The 17,184-nt window shown below is 41.8% G+C and carries 17 protein-coding genes; 9 read left to right on the forward strand and 8 right to left on the reverse strand.

All coding sequences use genetic code 11. The annotated features are described in order from the left end of the window. Positions 1 to 13 precede the first annotated feature (13 nt). The 3 genes from PQ461_RS05890 to PQ461_RS05900 all read left to right on the forward strand — a co-directional run bounded on the left by PQ461_RS05890 (position 14) and on the right by PQ461_RS05900 (position 2,154). On the forward strand, positions 14 to 592 hold the full coding sequence (locus tag PQ461_RS05890; protein ID WP_274302438.1) for a Crp/Fnr family transcriptional regulator: 579 nt from the start codon (positions 14 to 16) through the stop codon (positions 590 to 592). A gap of 151 nt (positions 593 to 743) precedes the next feature. Further along, entirely contained in the window at positions 744 to 1,601 is an 858-nt protein-coding gene (locus PQ461_RS05895; RefSeq protein ID WP_274302439.1) for an SDR family oxidoreductase, read from the forward strand. 88 nt (positions 1,602 to 1,689) lie between these two features. Continuing rightward, positions 1,690 to 2,154: a DoxX family protein gene (locus PQ461_RS05900; RefSeq protein WP_274302440.1), complete on the forward strand. Its 465-nt coding sequence runs from the start codon at positions 1,690 to 1,692 to the stop codon at positions 2,152 to 2,154. Here PQ461_RS05900 and PQ461_RS05905 read toward each other — a convergent pair. Beyond that, positions 2,148 to 3,458 (reverse strand): M16 family metallopeptidase, encoded by a 1,311-nt coding sequence (locus tag PQ461_RS05905; RefSeq protein ID WP_274302441.1) that lies wholly within the window; start codon positions 3,456 to 3,458, stop codon positions 2,148 to 2,150. The genes PQ461_RS05900 and PQ461_RS05905 overlap by 7 nt on opposite strands. Positions 3,459 to 3,553: 95 nt before the next feature. Further along, complete coding sequence (locus PQ461_RS05910) at positions 3,554 to 4,939, reverse strand: M16 family metallopeptidase (protein WP_274302442.1); 1,386 nt, start codon at positions 4,937 to 4,939, stop codon at positions 3,554 to 3,556. 121 nt (positions 4,940 to 5,060) lie between these two features. Between PQ461_RS05910 and PQ461_RS05915 the strand changes: the two genes are divergently transcribed. Together PQ461_RS05915 and PQ461_RS05920 are read left to right on the forward strand one after the other, a co-directional pair. Then, a complete protein-coding gene (locus PQ461_RS05915) occupies positions 5,061 to 5,897 on the forward strand; it encodes a sulfite exporter TauE/SafE family protein (protein WP_274302443.1) in 837 nt (278 codons plus the stop codon). Between the two features lie 3 nt (positions 5,898 to 5,900). Next, entirely contained in the window at positions 5,901 to 6,287 is a 387-nt protein-coding gene (locus PQ461_RS05920; protein WP_274302444.1) for a DUF1634 domain-containing protein, read from the forward strand. Here PQ461_RS05920 and PQ461_RS05925 read toward each other — a convergent pair. Beyond that, positions 6,284 to 8,734 (reverse strand): TonB-dependent receptor, encoded by a 2,451-nt coding sequence (locus PQ461_RS05925; protein WP_274302445.1) that lies wholly within the window; start codon positions 8,732 to 8,734, stop codon positions 6,284 to 6,286. The two genes, PQ461_RS05920 and PQ461_RS05925, sit on opposite strands and share 4 nt — an antisense overlap. A 212-nt stretch (positions 8,735 to 8,946) precedes the next feature. On the opposite strand from PQ461_RS05925, the gene PQ461_RS05930 reads away from it, so the two are divergent. Continuing rightward, positions 8,947 to 10,254 (forward strand): serine aminopeptidase domain-containing protein, encoded by a 1,308-nt coding sequence (locus PQ461_RS05930; protein ID WP_274302446.1) that lies wholly within the window; start codon positions 8,947 to 8,949, stop codon positions 10,252 to 10,254. Positions 10,255 to 10,284: 30 nt separating this feature from the next. On the opposite strand, the gene PQ461_RS05935 is transcribed toward PQ461_RS05930, so the two are convergent. Continuing rightward, the gene (locus PQ461_RS05935; protein ID WP_274302447.1) at positions 10,285 to 10,755 is read right to left on the reverse strand and encodes a DinB family protein; all 471 of its coding nucleotides are present in this window, start codon (positions 10,753 to 10,755) and stop codon (positions 10,285 to 10,287) included. Positions 10,756 to 10,875: 120 nt separating this feature from the next. Between PQ461_RS05935 and PQ461_RS05940 the strand changes: the two genes are divergently transcribed. After that, entirely contained in the window at positions 10,876 to 12,651 is a 1,776-nt protein-coding gene (locus tag PQ461_RS05940) for a DUF885 domain-containing protein (protein WP_274302448.1), read from the forward strand. A gap of 13 nt (positions 12,652 to 12,664) precedes the next feature. On the opposite strand, the gene PQ461_RS05945 is transcribed toward PQ461_RS05940, so the two are convergent. Beyond that, positions 12,665 to 13,537: a nucleoside phosphorylase gene (locus PQ461_RS05945; RefSeq protein WP_274302449.1), complete on the reverse strand. Its 873-nt coding sequence runs from the start codon at positions 13,535 to 13,537 to the stop codon at positions 12,665 to 12,667. A gap of 179 nt (positions 13,538 to 13,716) precedes the next feature. Here PQ461_RS05945 and PQ461_RS05950 point away from each other — a divergent pair, with 179 nt between their 5' ends. Beyond that, entirely contained in the window at positions 13,717 to 14,364 is a 648-nt protein-coding gene (locus PQ461_RS05950) for a CatB-related O-acetyltransferase (RefSeq protein ID WP_274302450.1), read from the forward strand. A gap of 51 nt (positions 14,365 to 14,415) precedes the next feature. Beyond that, entirely contained in the window at positions 14,416 to 14,592 is a 177-nt protein-coding gene (locus PQ461_RS05955) for a DUF6496 domain-containing protein (protein WP_274302451.1), read from the forward strand. A gap of 70 nt (positions 14,593 to 14,662) precedes the next feature. On the opposite strand, the gene PQ461_RS05960 is transcribed toward PQ461_RS05955, so the two are convergent. The 3 genes from PQ461_RS05960 to mgrA are packed head-to-tail and all read right to left on the reverse strand — an operon-like array spanning position 14,663 to position 17,165. After that, entirely contained in the window at positions 14,663 to 15,181 is a 519-nt protein-coding gene (locus PQ461_RS05960; RefSeq protein WP_274302452.1) for a DUF2911 domain-containing protein, read from the reverse strand. 12 nt (positions 15,182 to 15,193) lie between these two features. Further along, positions 15,194 to 16,171: a Gfo/Idh/MocA family protein gene (locus tag PQ461_RS05965; protein WP_274302453.1), complete on the reverse strand. Its 978-nt coding sequence runs from the start codon at positions 16,169 to 16,171 to the stop codon at positions 15,194 to 15,196. Between the two features lie 4 nt (positions 16,172 to 16,175). After that, positions 16,176 to 17,165: an L-glyceraldehyde 3-phosphate reductase gene (gene mgrA / locus PQ461_RS05970; protein ID WP_274302454.1), complete on the reverse strand. Its 990-nt coding sequence runs from the start codon at positions 17,163 to 17,165 to the stop codon at positions 16,176 to 16,178. Positions 17,166 to 17,184 lie beyond the last annotated feature (19 nt).

Below are 17,184 nucleotides of genomic sequence, written 5' to 3' on the forward strand. Positions count from 1 at the left end.
TTATATTTGTATTGTGTACGATATATTTCAGAATTATATTAACAGCAAAGCGTTGTTTACACCCGAGGAAAGTGAGAAAATCAAATCGGTAAGTTTCGCAAAAAAACTGCGTAAAAAGCAGTACCTGTTACAGGAGGGCGACATCTGGAAATATGATGCTTTTGTAGCTAAAGGTTGTTTGCGTACTTATTCGGTTGATGATAAAGGTAGCGAGCACGTTATAAATTTTGCTATTGAGAACTGGTGGACTGGCGACAGGGAAAGTCTGATGTCGGGCCAGCCATCGCGCTTTAATATTGATGCAGTTGAGGACAGCGAACTGATATTGTTTACGCATAATAACTTTGAGCAGCTTTGTGAAGAAATTCCAAGTTTCAATAATATGGTAAATACCATTTTGCAAAGAAGTTTTGTGACTGGTCAAAGCCGTATACATGCTGCATTAAGTTATACGGCCGAAGAAAAATACCTTAATTTCCTTAACAAATATCCGGGCTTTGCTATTCGCATACCTCAAAGTATGATTGCATCTTACCTGGGAATGACACCTGAAACCCTTAGCCGAATTAGAGGAGTGGTAGCAAAGAAATAATACAGAAAGGGTGGGGTGTATGCCGCCGTCTACTGTAACTGATTGATCTAAATCAATTCCTTTCTTATCTTAAATCAATGTACAGGTTTCTGTGATGAGGCACTTTTGTAATGTTCGAAACAACAATTACAAAACATTTAAAATAGGAACCATGTCAAAAACAATTTTTATTACAGGAACAAGTACAGGATTTGGAAAATTAACCGCTGTTACCTTGGCCAAGGCAGGGCACAATGTTATTGCCGGTATGCGTAACGTAACAGGCAAAAATAAATCTGCAGCAGAAGAATTAGGCGCTATTGCTAACATAGAAGTAGTTGAAATTGATGTTACCAGTGATGAGTCGGTTAAACTCGCTTTTGAGAAAGTATTGAATAAATATGGCCATATCGATGTGTTAATTAACAATGCAGCGGTTAGCGGATTCGGTTTACTTGAAGCTTTCTCTTTAGAGCAGGTACGCAAAATGTTTGAAGTGAATTTTTATGGGGTATTACGTACCTACCAGGCTGTACTTCCTGCTATGCGTGAAGCTAAAAATGGCCTGATCATTAATATTACTTCAGGGGCAAGCGGCCATACTTTACCATTTATGATTCCTTATCTTGCTTCAAAATTTACTGTTGAAAGCATAACCGAAGGCTTGCAAGACGAGCTGAAAGATTATGGTATTGAGAATGTAAGCATACAGCCAGGGGTATATCCTACAGAAATGACTAATGGCGCTAAAACTGGTGTTGATGCTGATAAGCCAGAAATTATTGCTGCTTATGGAGATGCTGCCACACAACAATTCAATGCTTTAGGTGCGGCACTATTTGGTAAAATGGATCAATTTAAAATGGATCCGCAAACCATTGCCGACGGGATACTCAACCTGGTTAATATGAAAAAAGGAGAAAGGCCATTACGTTACCCGCTTGATGCCATTGCTCAGGGAACAGATAAAGAGTTTATTAAAGCACGTGCTGATATTAAAGCTAAGTGGCTGGCTGCTTATAGTAATTAATTATCGGGCGGGCACAAAAAGAAATAATGGATAGTAAGTGTGAAGTATAATAATTAACTTGTGTTAACCAATTATTAACACTTACGCTATGAGACCTTTAATTGTTCTGATATCGTCTTTTCTGTTGTGCCTGCTTGTTACTTATGCCTTTTACCAGCAGGAGCAATACTACATAAGCGGCAGGGTAGCGCTTGCCGTCATGCTGCTTTTTACGGCATTAGCGCACTTTATTTTTATTAAAGGGATGTGTTTAATGATGCCGCCATTTGTGCCTACCGGACTTAAAAAGATGGTGATTTTGATTACAGGCTTACTCGAAATTGCGGGTGCTATAGGTATTATGTTTCAGCCAACCCGTGTAATTACAGGTTATGCACTGATTGCCTTCTTTATTGCCATTTTACCGGCCAATATTTATGCGGCACAGCAAAAGGTGAACCTGGAAGAAGGCGACCACAGCGGCCCGGGTACACATTACCTTTGGATACGTATACCGTTTCAGATACTATTGATATTTTGGGCGCTGTTCTTCTGTATTATGCACCCTTATTGAGTAACTTTTAGCTTAAATGCTTCTGCCGCAGCTTCGGCAAGTTTGGCATCACCAAGGTAAGTCCATTGCAAGCCTTTGATATAAGTTTGCATGGCGTTATTAATATCATCAACGGTAACGGCGTTTATCAATTCAGGAAGTTTCTCGGCATATTCCCAACCGCCGTTTATCTCTGCCGAACCCAGGTTGGCTGTTACGGCACCCGAGCCTTGTTGTTTAATAAAGTTGGTGGTAATAAAACCGCTTTTAATGTAGTTAAGCCCATCGGCAGAAATGCCCAGCGCCCTTGCACGGTTTACTACCTCAACCATAGCTGTTACAGCTTCTTTAGGATAATTGGTACTTACCTGCATTTCGCCGTAAGGAATTAATGTTAATGATGTTGATGCGCCCGGATCATAAGACAAATTCATTTTTGTACGCAACTGGCTGAATAATGAGCCGCCTAATGCGGAAACCCCCATGCGGAATGCCAGAAGGTCTTTGCTGTCAGCAGGTGGCGCGTTAAAGGCAGCTGCAATGTAGTTAGTAGCCAAAGCACGGTTCTCTACATTCAGCTTATTTTCCGTCCAGCTTGGTGTTTGCCTAGCAGGAGCGGTGTAAGGCTTATCGGGCAGGTTGGCAAAAGCCGCTTTGATTTTCTGTTCCAGTAATTCGCGGCTGATCTTTCCTGCCACTACAATAAACATGCGCTGTTTATTAACCAGTTTGTAATAGTAATTTTTAAGATCAGCAGCTGTAAGTGCTTGCAAGGTTTGCGGCGTGCCGTCAGGGTCTATGGCATAAGGCGTACCCGCAAAAGCATTTTGTGTAAGCAGATCGTCTAAGTGCCTGTCGGGATCGCTCATGGTGCTTGTAACCTGGGTAATCAGCTTGCTTTTCAGAAGCTGCACCTGGCTGTCGTCAAACACAGGGTTATTAATGGCTTCGGCAAATAAATTCCATGCCTGGTTAAAGTATTTTGAAATACATTCCATGCCGATGTTGCCATAGTCGTAGGTGGATGAACCGCCGATAGAAATGCCATAAGTGTCGCTGGTGTCCCTGAATGCATCAGCTGTGTATTGCTTTGTGCCGCAATCTGTAGCAGCTTTAAAAGTCAGGTTTTCTATACCAGCCTGTTGTGCCTGGTAGTTGTATACGCCGCCGCGAAAGTACATGCGTACGCTGATCACTTCTTTAACGGTTGGCTTAAATATTACTTTTAAACCGTTTACCGTAAATGATGTGGCTGCACCCGGCGATTGTGCAAAAACTGAACACGTGAAAAAAGTGAGCAGTATTAGGTTATATATCTTCTTCATTTCAAATCAGAATTTTTCAAAATTTATGAATGAACAGAATCTTTAAAGTTTGTCTTGATACTTGTTTCTGTTCTCTGGTTTCTTGTCTTTACTTCTTAGTTAGATGCTGTAAAAAACTTTTCAGGCGCTATTTGCTGCTCCATTTGCGGATTGATCAGCAGCCCTGCGCAATGTGGTTTGTCTTTAATGTATTTACGCACATAAGCCTGTAGGTCAGCGCGGGTCATTTTCTTCAGGTTGTCGTTATAAGTATTGAAATAATTTAACGATGCTGATGCCCACCAAAAAGCCAGCACCTGTGTAAAGTCGCTTGTTACCTCGGCTTCCTGTACCTGTTTAATTTCCAGCTTTCGTTTAGATGTTTCCAGTTGCTCGTTGGTGATATAATCAGGGCTGTCCCACATCGAGATCTGGTGTTTGATCTCGTTCATGCAGGCTTCAACCTTATCAGGGTTAGGCACCACAGTAAGGGTGATTGGGCCTACGTGGCTAAGCGTTAAATAGCCAAAATCAACCTGTAAAGCCAAGCCAGATTGTATAAGAGCTTTACTTAATTTAGAAGAGTTCTGGTCGAGTATATAAGAGAATACATCAGCCGCATAGGTCGATTTTAAATCGGTACGGGTATCCGGGCCAAACCAGCTCATTTGTATGATAGGTACATTGGCCAGTTCAGATTTTACGACAAAGTAATCGTTTTTGGTAAGCGGCTTAAACTCAGATATTGGCCATTTTTTAAAAGGATCAAATGGCGAGCGTTTCCAGCTGCCAAATAAAGCTTCCACCTGTTTAAATACCTGTTCGTGCTTAACATCACCGCCGATGGTAAGCAGGGCGTTGTTAGGATAATAGTATTTGTTTTTGATAGAATCCATCATGGCAGGTGTGGCAGTGCGGATCACCTGGTGATCGCCGGTTGGGTTTTTACGGCTATATAATTTGCCCCACATGTGGTGGTCCATCGCATTGATCAAAGCAAAAGCCGGGTTTGATTCCTGGCGCTGAAACTCGTCGTCCACAACGATATTTTCCTTTGCCATTTCCTGCGGGGTAAACAGCGGATATCGTATACTCGAATTCATGAGACTAAGACCTGCATTAAGATTCTTGCTCGGTAGGGTGAAAAAATAGTTTACGTTTTCAAAAGTGGTTGAGCCGTTAAACTCAATACCTAATTCACTTATCCTGTTCATGAAATCATCCTGTGAAGGGTAGTCTTTATTCGCTTTAAAAAACATGTGTTCGTAAAGGTGGCTTAGCCCGTTAAACTTGGGCGTTTCGGTAAATGAACCGTTTTTGCAGGTGATCATTACCGTGGCCAAAGGCACACTGTTATCTTCAATTACCAATACATCAAGCCCGTTGGGCAGCTTGTGTAAAAAAATGTTTGATGGCAGCGGTTTAGGTTTAGGCTTGTTTTGTGCAAAGGCAGCAACTGTTAAAAAAGAAAAAGCCAGCAGCAATAAGTGTTTAAATCTCATATAGCAGAATAAACGCTTAAAGTAGGTATTTCTGTTTAGAAAATTATAAAATTACAAAATGGCGAAACAGGCTGCTCCCAAAAACTATTGTTACTTTAGCGCAATCAACGCCATGTAACCAATGTCTGTAATTGTTTTTACCTTAATTATTTTAGTCGGCGCCTATTTTGCCGGTTTATTAGGATCACTCACAGGTTTAGGTGGCGGGGTGGTTATTATCCCACTGTTAACGCTGGTGCTACATGTAAATATCCATTATGCCATCGGTGCATCACTCATTTCAGTTATTGCTACCTCTTCGGGTTCGGCGGCGGCGTATGTAAGGGAAGGCATCACTAATATTCGGATCGGTATGTTTCTGGAAATTGCCACAACCGCCGGTGCATTATTAGGAGCCGTGCTTTCACTGTATATACATGCCCCTGTAATTGCTGTGATATTCGGTGTTATCCTGATCTTCTCGGCGATTATGTCTTTAAAGAAAAAGGTACAGGTGATATCGCAAACCGAAAGTGAGTGGGCGCAAAAGTTAAAGCTCAACGGGTCATATCCAACAGCTGAAGACGAGGTGAAATATGGGGTACGTAAAGTGGGCGGTGGTTTTATCATGATGCTTTTCGCCGGTATTATTTCAGGATTGCTGGGCATTGGTTCTGGCTCGCTTAAAGTAGTAGCTATGGATAGTATCATGCGCATCCCTTTTAAGGTTTCTACTACCACCAGTAATTTTATGATCGGCGTAACGGCAGCTGCAAGTGCGGTGGTCTATTTGCAAAGAGGTTATATCGATCCCGGATTATCTATGCCAGTAGTAATTGGTGTATTACTTGGAGCGTTAACGGGTTCAAAGATATTGGTACATGCCAAATCATCGGGATGGCTGCGCTGGGTATTTGCTGTTATTGTAACTGTACTGGCAGTGCAAATGATTTACAATGGTGTTACAGGTAAAATTTAAAGGATGACCGGATCTAACTTTAAAGATAAAGACATGCAGGCCGTAATAGGCTGGGTGTTACGTTTAGGGGTAATTATCTCAATGGCTGTAGTATTTATAGGCGGTGTCATTTATTTGTACAGGCATGGCCATACCATAGCCGATTACAAAACATTCAGCGGTGTACCCGAGTTTCTTCAAACACCCCGAGGCATATTAAACGGCATTGTTACCTTTCGTGGCAGAGCTATTATTCAGGCAGGTATTGTGCTGCTTATTGCCACACCGGTGATCCGTATTATTTGTTCGGCCATAGGGTTTATCATGGAGAAGGACTATCTCTATACAGGGATAACCATTTTTGTACTCATGATTATTGTTATCGGGATGTTTACCGGGCATGCGGGTTAGTTACCTACGCGCTTCTGTTCATCATCATTGCCTGTAATGTGTCTGCGGGCAGCTTTTACCGTCTTTTTGCCAAAACGGTAGGTAAAGCTTAAACGTACAATGCGCGTAGAGCGCTTATCGTATCCGCTGATGTCAATGTTAGAAAACATCGTCATATAGCTATCCCTGCGGGTGTTAAATATATCTTCGGCTGCAAGGCTTAACGAAGCTGTGCGGTTAAGGAAAGACTTGCTTATGCCCGCATTAACGTAATATACTTCCCTTAAACTCGATAATCCAAAATAAGATGGAGATTCATAGTTGCCGCTTACATTCAGCTTCCAATTTTTCTTTATAGAGAAGTCCTGGTTAAGGTTAAATATAATGTCCTTACCGCCTTTGTCAAGTTTCAATACATCATCTTTAAAATGATAATAGGAAAACTCAGCGTAAAGGTTTGCATTCCACCACGAAGTAATATCAACAGGAAGCGATGATTTTATCCCGTAATAGTTCATCCGTTTTATATTGAGGCGTGTAGTTATTAAGATGCTGTTTGCCGGATTTTGATAAAAATAGCTGAAATGCCAGAAGTTGGATGTGGTCTGATAAAAGCCGGCAATATTATACTTATCATTAAGTGTATAGGTTAACTGTACAAGGTTGCTATAGGCAGGTTTTAAATACGGGTTGCCAACGGTATAATTGTAATTGTCCTGGTAAGCTATGGTTGAGTTAAGGCTTTCCATGCCGGGCAACTCTGCCGTACGGTTATAATCTAAGGTGATCAGTGAAGCTTTATCTGCCTGGTAATTAAACTGTACCATCGGGAAATATTGCATATAGTTGCGCTGGTACCCAATGCCATAGGTTGCAACATTTGCATTTACATTGGTGCGTTGTACACGCAAACCTGCATGATAATTAAACCTGCTTAGTGTTTGGGTAAAATTGATATAGGCTATCCCGGTTTTTTCTTTGTAGATAAACTGGCTGGTTAAGTCGGAAATAGGCTCGAAACCATTGTCAGTTAAATATGAAAAGTTCTGACTGTTATCATTCTTTATATAGGCGCCTTTAATACCTGCTTCAAACAGTATACCTTTACTGATCGGATTTGTATAATCAACCTTTAGTGTATTGTTGGTATACCTGGTGGGGGCAATGTTCTTTAATGTGTCATTTCCGTTGATGAGCGAAGCTTTGAGCGGGGATAACGACTTAACTATTGCTTGTTTTGCGGAACTGAAGATATCCTCATTGTTATGCCTGTTATATATTCCCATGTCAGCATCGGCACTTAGTGTCTGGTTGGTACGGCCAATTTTGCCGGCATAATTGATGTTGTAATTAATAATGTCAACACTACGTTTCAGGTTTGACAGGGTAGTAAAGTTTGAATCTGGAATGGCATTGATAGATTTATAGGTAGAAGTGTTTTTGTCAAATTTGCTGTTATCTGACGATCCTTTGATTAAGAATCCTATAGTATGGGCCGAATCTATATTAAAATCGGTACCGATACCGAAGCTTACCACGGGGGATTTTTGATTGTTGTAATAGCGTGTATCCAGTAAAATAGGATTTGTGCTGTACACTTCGCGCAGCGTATTGATGGTGTGATCGGTATAGCGGTAATTATAGCCGATATTCCCAAAAATGTTCACTTTGCGTGTACGGTAATTCCCTGAAAAAGCCGTGTTATAAAGGTGATAATTGCCATCTCCGCCGGTAACTGTAGCGCTGCCGTTAAAACCTTCATTTTTACCTTTCTTCAAAATAATATTGATGAAACCGCCATTGCCCATGTTATCATCCTTTGCCGAAGGGTTTTGTACCAGTTCTATCTGGTCAATGTTGTCTGATTGCAGGTTTTGCAGATAAGTGGCCATGTCGGCATCATTAAGCCGCAGCAATTTTCCGTTAATGGCAATGCTGGCCTGCTGGTTGCCACGTAAACTTACAACACCGCCAGAATTTATTCTTACGCCCGGCGCATTAGATAATATATTAAAAGCCGATACGCCATTGGCCAGTATATTGCGGTCTATATTCAGGATCGTTTTATCCGGGCGTATTTCAATATACTTTCTTTTATCGGTAACAATTACTTCGCTTAGGTTTACGGCTGATGGTGTTAACCTTATAGTGTCAACGATGGTGATATTATTGGCAGATATATGATAAGGCTTGGAGTAAAAAGTTTTAGCCCCAACCTTGGTCACCATAATAATATATGCCTGAGGCTTGATCGCTGAAAACTTAAATAAACCGTTTTTATCTGTACTTGTAGAACGGTAAAAAGAAGAATCGCGTTGAAGCAGCAAAACAACCGTGGCGGCTTCGGCAGCAGTAAGCGATTCATTTATAACATGCCCCTGTAAAGCAGTCGATTTTATTTGAGCAAAGCCATACTTTGTAATACTGACAAAAAAAATAAGGAAAATAGCAGGTATAAGGTTTCTCAAGGCAAGGTCAGTATTAAGTTATTTATTTAATAAATAAATATTAAGCAGATAGTTAATCACACGTTCTTTTATACGATTTTTTAAGAAAACAGTTACAATATATTTAAATACTGGTTCTTTTTTGTTTATGTTGAAAAATATTAATCAACAGTTATCCGTATGCAGATTAACGTTAACTATTGTTAATTTCGCCATTAGTTAATGAAATAAATATGAAGAAGCTGCTTCTGGTAATTGCTTTGTTTGCAATTAAAGCTTATGGGCAAGGTGAGCCTTTAAATTATAAAAACGCTATTGTGAAGTTTAAGCGGTACTACAATGCAAAACAGTCTGACAGTATATTCAGCATGTTTTCGCCTGAGGTGCGCAACACCATGACAGCCGATAAAAACGCACAGGCCATTGGCCAGTTGCAGGCACAATCCGGCAGTATGCTTCAAACCTCATTTCTTGGTATTGATAAAGGGGTAGCTACTTACAAAATTGGTTTTTCAAGAAACATCCTGGCCATGAAGATCAGCCTTAACAGCAAAGATCAGCTTGCCGGGTTATTATTTGATAATTATACAGAAACAGGAAGCGCTAAACCTCCAGTTAAGCCAATCGAATCGTCTTCTGCAATTGATGCATCAGATGGCGAATCGGCGTATAAAATGAAAGGCCTTACAGGCACTATTTATGGCACTTTAACTATGCCTGCAAATGCAAGCGGAAAGGTGCCTGTCGTAATTATTGTACCCGGATCGGGGCCTATAGACAGAAATGGGAACAGTGCTAAACTGGGTATTAATGCCAACAGTTATAAATTATTAGCACAGGAATTTAGAAAGAACGGCATTGCCAGTTTAAGATATGATAAGCGTATGGTTGGCGAGAGTACCGGCACATTTAAAGAATCGCAGTTACGTTTTGGCGATTATGTAGATGATGCGGTAGGCATGATCAGTCAGTTGCATGACGATGAGCGCTTTTCAAAAGTTATTATGCTTGGACATGGCGAAGGTTCGCTGGTGGCTATTGTATCATCGCGCGACCAGCCTGTTGCAGGCTTCATTTCATTAGAGGGTGCCGGAAGGCCTGCTTACGAGATTCTTACAGAACAGGCTAAAGCACAAACTGATTATGTGGGTACCAGATTTAAATCAATACTGGATAGCTTGCGCCGTGGTAAGGTTCAGGATAATGTAGATGCCTCATTGTATTCGTTTGCACGCCCAAGTATCCAGCCTTATTTAATGACCTGGATGCAATATGACCCGCAGCATTTCGTAAAGATCGTAAAGGTGCCTACACTGGTAATTCAGGGTACCTCAGATCTGCAAAGCACGGTAGCTGATGCCGAGCGTTTGAAAAAAGGACGCTCGGATGTACAGATGACGATCATCCCCGAAATGAACTATGTTTTAAAAAGCGCCCCTGTTGAGCGTGATAAAAACCTGGCGACTTACACCAACCCGGACCTGCCGTTAAAACCGGAATTGATGCCGGCGATATTGAGCTTCATTAGTAAACTAAAATAGAAAAAGGCGAAGAGTACTCTTCGCCTTTTTCTATTTCCATGCTTTCAATAGCCTTCGGATTAAAATAATCTCGCTGATATGATAGCTGGTATGGTCTGCCATTTGTAAAGCCTCGCGCAAAATGGTTTGCCCATCGCCATGCGGTATTTTTGTGTAAATATCTTCTGATTTTAATAAACGGATAAATTCTTCCAGGTCACTTTCTATTTGTTTAATCGAATTATCCCATGCTTCATTGTCTTTTGGTGCAGCTTCTTTAGGCCAGTAATCATCCGGCCATTTGGGCGATTGATGATTACCGTCTTTGCTAAACTCCAGCATATCCCATTGTGCTATGCGTATATGCTCAACCAGTTGCCATATACTGTAGGGTAAGCCATAAGGGCGTTCGCCGCGTAATTCGGGTGCAAGGCCATCAATAGCATCCTGGAATGAAGCATGTGCAGTACCACCCTGCAAAAGTTTGACGATCTCGTCGGTTAAAATTTGATGATTGTTCATTGTAATACCAAATTGGTTAGGTAGGCATTTTTATGTTTAATACTTTAACAAAACATCTGAAACGCCAAAAGTTTGAAATTATGTTTAAGTTTATCGTTTGATAACCAAACCCCGATTAAAGTGATCAGAAAACCCTTAATTATAGCTTTATTCTGTTCTGCAGCCATTTTTACCGGCTGTAAAAAAGATGGTGGAAGTGGCTCCATGCAACAGGCCGACAGCACAGCGTTCGGTGCTTACGAAGGCCACTTCTTAGATGCCTTATGGAAAGAGAACCCTGATTGGGCTACCGTAACCGGCTACCATAAATACGATAGCTTATTAGTGATACCCGATGCAGGCAGCAGGGATAAACTGATCACCTTTGCTAAAAGGCAGTTAGATTCGTTAGGGAAATTTGACCTGAATACCTTATCAGACGGGGCAAAGATCGATTATCACCTGATTGAGAATCAAATGCAGGGTTTGCAGTGGGGTATTCAGCAAGAAAAGAGATTTGAGTGGGACCCGTCATCATATAATGTGATAGGTACATTTGCTTATATTCTGAACGAGAAATACGAGCCGTTGGATAAACGCCTGCGCAGCTTTTACCAGAAAATGGAGAAGGTGCCTATGTATTACAAAGAGGCCGAAAAGCAGATCAAAAATCCGGTGGTGGAGCTTACCAACTTGGCTATAGATCAGCATACAGGTGGTGTATCGGTATTTGAATCGGATTTCGCTGACTCATTGAAGAAAACCAACATCCCACAGGCTGAAAAACAAAAAATGCTGGACAGGGCTAAGTTGGCTACCGAAGCTATTAAAAGTTATGCAGCCTGGTTAAAAGCATTTAAAAATGACAAGCCGCGCAGTTTCAGGTTGGGCAAAGATTTGTACAACGATAAATTTAAGTACGATATACAAGCATCTTCAACGGTACAGCAGATCTACAACGCGGCTATGGATCGTAAAAAGTACCTGCATCGCGAAATGGCGAAGTATAGTAAGCAATTGTGGCCTAAGTATTTTGGCAGCAAGCCAATGCCGTCAGATACGCTTGAGCTGATAGGGGATATGATCGACACGCTTTCTGCTAAACACGTTAAGCCGGACGAATTTCAGTCGGCTATTGAAAAGCAGATCCCTAAGCTGATCACCTTTGTTAAAGAAAAAGACCTGTTATACATAGACCCGACCAAGCCTTTAGTGGTACGTAAAGAACCAGCTTATATGGCTGGTGTGGCAGGTGCATCTGTAAGTTCGCCCGGCCCGTATGATAAAACCGGTAACACTTATTTTAATGTGGGCAGCTTAAGTGGCTGGCCTGCTGCAAAAGCAGAGAGCTACCTGCGGGAGTATAACCAATACATGCTGCAGATCCTTTGTATACATGAAGCAATCCCCGGTCATTATACCCAACTGGTATATGCCAATAAGTCGCCAAGCTTAATTAAATCTGTTTTGGGTAATGGTACCATGATAGAAGGCTGGGCGGTTTATACAGAGCAAATGATGCTGGAAAACGGCTATGGCAATAATGAACCCGAAATGTGGCTGATGTGGTATAAGTGGAACCTGCGTTCGGTTTGCAATACCATACTTGATATAAGCGTACATACCGGTAACATGACTAAAGAACAGGCTATAAAAATGCTGACAAGAGAAGCGTTTCAGCAACAGGCCGAAGCAGAAGGTAAATGGAAACGTGTGACCGTAAGCAGTGTACAGTTAACCAGTTACTACACCGGTTATAAGGAAATCGTAGATTTAAGAGATGCTTATAAAAAGAAAATGGGTGATAAGTACAAGCTGAAAGAGTTTAACGAGAAGTTCTTAAGCTATGGCAGCTCGCCTGTAAAATATATTAAAGAATTAATGCTGGCTAACAAGCCTTCGAACAGCAAAAAGTAATAATAGCGGCGATTTACATCGCTGCTATTCTATCCAGTACTTCAACAATAAAGCGTTGCATAATTTCAGCAGGTTGCCTGCTGAAATTATTTTTTATACGGTTTGCCAACAGCACATTAAATGAGATTGCTTTATGCCCCAAGGCTTTGGCCATGCTATAAATTCCGGCTGTTTCCATCTCCAGGTTGGTAATGCGTTTGCCATCAAACTCAAATTTCTCAATAATATCAAGCAATTGCGGAATTACCGATTGTGCCCGTACCTGCCTGCCTTGCGGCGCATAAAAACCAGGGGCTGTAATGGTTATACCTTTTGGCAAATTTTCGCTAAGCTTGCTAAGCAGCTCGTCACTTGCAGAAGTTATATAAGGCTTCAGTGAAAAATCATTCGGCAAAGTATAATTAAAAGCATTTAATAATGCTTGCTCGTCATCAGTTAGCTTATGCTTGTAAAAATGCATCAGCGCATCCATGCCGATAGCGGATTCAGAAACCAGTAAGCTATCTACAGGGATATCAGCCTGAACGGTACCCGATGTGCCGATACGAATAAAATTGAGTTGTTTCAATTCAGGGTTGACAGTGCGTGTATGCAGGTCAATGTTTACTAAGGCATCAAGCTCGTTTAAAACAATGTCGATATTATCTGTACCGATACCGGTTGATACCACACTAAGCCGTTTGTTACCCATGTGTCCGGTATGCGTAATAAACTCACGTTTTCCCTTTTTTAATTCTATACTATCAAAGTGCCTGCTCACCTCTGCAACACGGTCTTGATCGCCTACCAGGATAACCGTTTGAGCAATATCTCCGGGCAGTAGGTTAAGGTGGTATAAGCTGCCGTCGGCGTTCAGTATTAAGTCAGTATCAGATATGGTATTCATCAGGGCAAATGTATAAAACTATGTTTCCAAAAATTATTACTTTTGAAGTGCCTGCAAATATCAGGCAGCTACTCCAATGGTAATATAACAGCCTGTCTGTACAATACAAACATTAATGTTAACCGGCAGGCGCACGCTTCCTGTTATAGTTCAGTCTGTTATTATTAAAAGTATATTTTATGCCTGTTGGACCAGATCCTGATGTGGTTTACCCATTGCCGCATTATAAAAATTTAGTTTTTCTTAAAAATATCATCACCCGCCCCAATATTGAAGTAGGGGATTTTACCTATTACGATGATTTGGACGACCCTTATAATTTCGAAAAGAATGTGATTTATCACTTCGACTTTTTAGGTGATAAATTGATTATCGGGAAGTTTTGTGCCATAGCTTCCGGCGTAAAATTTATTATGAACGGCGCCAATCATGAAACCGCCCCAATCTCTACATTCCCGTTTGCCATTTTCGGTAATGACTGGGAGCAAATTAATGAAGGTGCCGATATAAAAAGTAAGTATCCGTTTAAAGGCGATACCATCATTGGCAACGATGTTTGGATTGGTCACGGTGCCACCATTATGCCCGGAGTAAAGATTGGAAACGGTTGTATCATTGCCACAGGTGCTTTGGTAACAAAAGATGTTCCTGACTATGCCGTTGTTGGTGGCAATCCTGCTTGTATTATACGTATGCGTTTTGATGCAACTACTATCGAAAGGCTTAATACCATTGCCTGGTGGAATTGGGGTGCTGAAAAGATCATGCCCAATATTAAGCTCATCAATAGTGCAGATGTAGATGCACTTGAAAAAGCCAATCTTTAACTTGGCAAGTATTTTGCTTTAAAGTTGGTATATCTACTAAATAATAAAGTTATGGCAAAGTACTCAGAAAAAGCCAGCGAAAAAGTTGGAGAAACAATGCACGAAATGAAAGAAGGGAAGCTTAAAAGCGGTAGTGGTAAAAAGGTTACCAGTAAAAAACAAGCCGTAGCCATCGGGCTTTCAGAAGCGCGTAAAGAAGGCGCTAAAGTGCCGAAAAAGAAATCATAATAAATAAAAATGCCTCTCCAATCGGAGAGGCATTTTTGTATACGGTTTTATATATTATAAACGCTTGTAATTATTTTACAGTAAAAGTTACCTTTTTATCACCCCAAACAAAAGATACCGATCCGGCCGGGTCAATCACAAATTTAAGACGTTCGGTAAAGGCAGGTGCAGTGCCTGTTTTTACAGTAAAGCGCATTGTATCACTATTTTGGTCATACTCCATTCCCGAACCAGTAGCTTTTTTATTGATGATAATGGTCCATTCTTTTTCGCCCGGAATTGAGTATATACTGTATTTACCGGCGGCTAAAGATTTGCCTTCAACTTTTACGGCTTTACTAAACTCTATAGAGGTAGCTTCGTTAGCACCGGTGCGCCATACCTTGCCGTAAGGAGCAATTTCTTTACCAATGGTACGGCCTTTTATGGCAGGCTGGCTGTAAGCAACGGTTACTTTAACGCCGCTCTTTAAAGTTGCGCTAACAGTATCCGGCGGACTTGGACGTTTGCTTTTGTCCATTTGTGCCGAGGCTGTAAAGAAACTTAAAGTGCTTACACTTAGCAGCACCATAAATAATAGCTTTTTCATAATAATTGTATTTTAAATTGATTTAGTAAATGCGTCTATAATTTCCATCAGCGTAACAGCTTCTTCAATAGGGCAGGGATTTTCACCTTCGCCGTTAAAGTATTGCACAATTTTAGTGATCATTGGCTGCTGTATATGCTCAGGATGGATAAATGTTTCCGTTGAAGTGCCTTCCTCATTTTCCAGTGTAACGATAGTACCGAAAAACGGAAAAGTAATTTTGCCTTTGGTTCCTACAATCTCGCAACTGTCGGTCACCTGGCTTTTGGCCACATTAAAACTCCACGAGCCGTTGACCACAATGCCGTTTTCAAACACGATCTCCCCGCAGGTATGGTCATCTGCCGGGTAACTTTTCGACTGGTTAAGCGAATACCCTTGATAAGCCTTTGGCTTGCCGAACCAATGTAATATCAAGTCCAGCTGATGCGGTGCAAGGTCATGAAAATAACCACCGCCGGATAGCTCGGGGTGTACCCGCCAGTTAGCATCAGTTTGTGCAATCAGCTCGGCATTGGTGCTTTTCCACATGCGTATTTGTACCGTCCGGATATCACCCACTGCTTGTTCCTGTATCAGTTTTTTCACATACAAAAACATAGGCAAAGCCCGGCGGTAATGCGCAACGGTAAGTTTGTTGCCGCTGGCAGCTACTGCTGTAGCTATCTGCCTTGCTTCATCAGCATTGCGGGTTACAGGTTTTTCTACATAAACATTAAAGCCTTTTTCAAGGGCACGCAAAGCATATTCAACATGCTGAAGCGGTGGCGTGGCAATGTAAACAGCATCAAGGCCTGCCTCGTCCATCATTTTCTCGGCATCGTTATACCAAAGCTCAACGCTATGTCGTGCGGCATAATCAGCAGCTTTTTCAGCATCGCGGCGCATTACGGCAGCAAGCTTACTGTTAGGCACTTTATTAAAGGCCGGGCCGCTTTTGCGTTCGGTTACGTTGCCGCAGCCAATTATTCCCCATCTGATCTGCTTCATCGGGTTATTTTAATATGGCTTCTATTTTATTCAGTTCTTCGTCGGCGAATTTGGTGTTCTCCAGGCATTTCAAAGAATCAGCCAGTTGCTCAGGGCGGCTTGCACCAATAAGCACAGAGGTAACGCGCGGATCTTTTAATAACCAGGCAAGCGCCATTTGAGCCAGCGTTTGTCCGCGTTGCTGCGCAATATCATTTAGCGCGCGTACTTTGCCAATCACCGCATCGGTTACCTGGCTGCTTTGCAAAAATCCGGTCGACTTTGCAGCACGTGAATCATCAGGGATACCGTGTAAATATTTATTGGTAAGCAGGCCCTGTGCCAACGGCGAGAATGGGATGCAACCAACGCCGTCTTTCTCGAGTACATCAAGTAGTCCGCCCTCAACCCAACGCTCAAACATCGAATACTTAGGTTGGTGGATAAGGCAAGGCGTGCCTAATCTTTTTAATATATCAATTGCTTTTTGAGCTTCATCAGCAGGGTAGTTGGAGATACCCACATATAAGGCTTTACCCTGGCGAACGATAAGGTCAAGCGCAGCCATGGTTTCTTCTAATGGCGTTTCCGGGTCAGGACGATGATGATAGAAAATATCTACATAATCAAGCTCCATGCGTTTCAGGCTTTGATCGAGACTGGCTACCAGGTATTTTTTGGAACCCCAATCGCCGTAAGGGCCGTCCCACATGGTATAGCCCGCTTTGCTGGATATGATCATTTCGTCGCGGTAACCACGGAAGTCTTCTTTCAATAGCTTGCCAAAGTTTTCTTCGGCAGAGCCGGGAGGCGGGCCGTAATTGTTGGCTAAGTCAAAATGAGTAATGCCGCTGTCGAAAGCCAGGTGTAACGTTTTGCGGAAATGCTCAAGCACATCCACATGTCCAAAGTTATGCCACAGGCCTAAAGATACAGCCGGTAATTTGATGCCGCTTTTACCGCAGCGGCGGTATTCCATATTTTTATAACGGTTGCCCGAAGGTAGATAGTTCATGTTTATATCGGTTTTGATG

It is taken from the genome of Mucilaginibacter sp. KACC 22063, from assembly GCF_028736115.1.
Lineage (GTDB): Bacteria > Bacteroidota > Bacteroidia > Sphingobacteriales > Sphingobacteriaceae > Mucilaginibacter.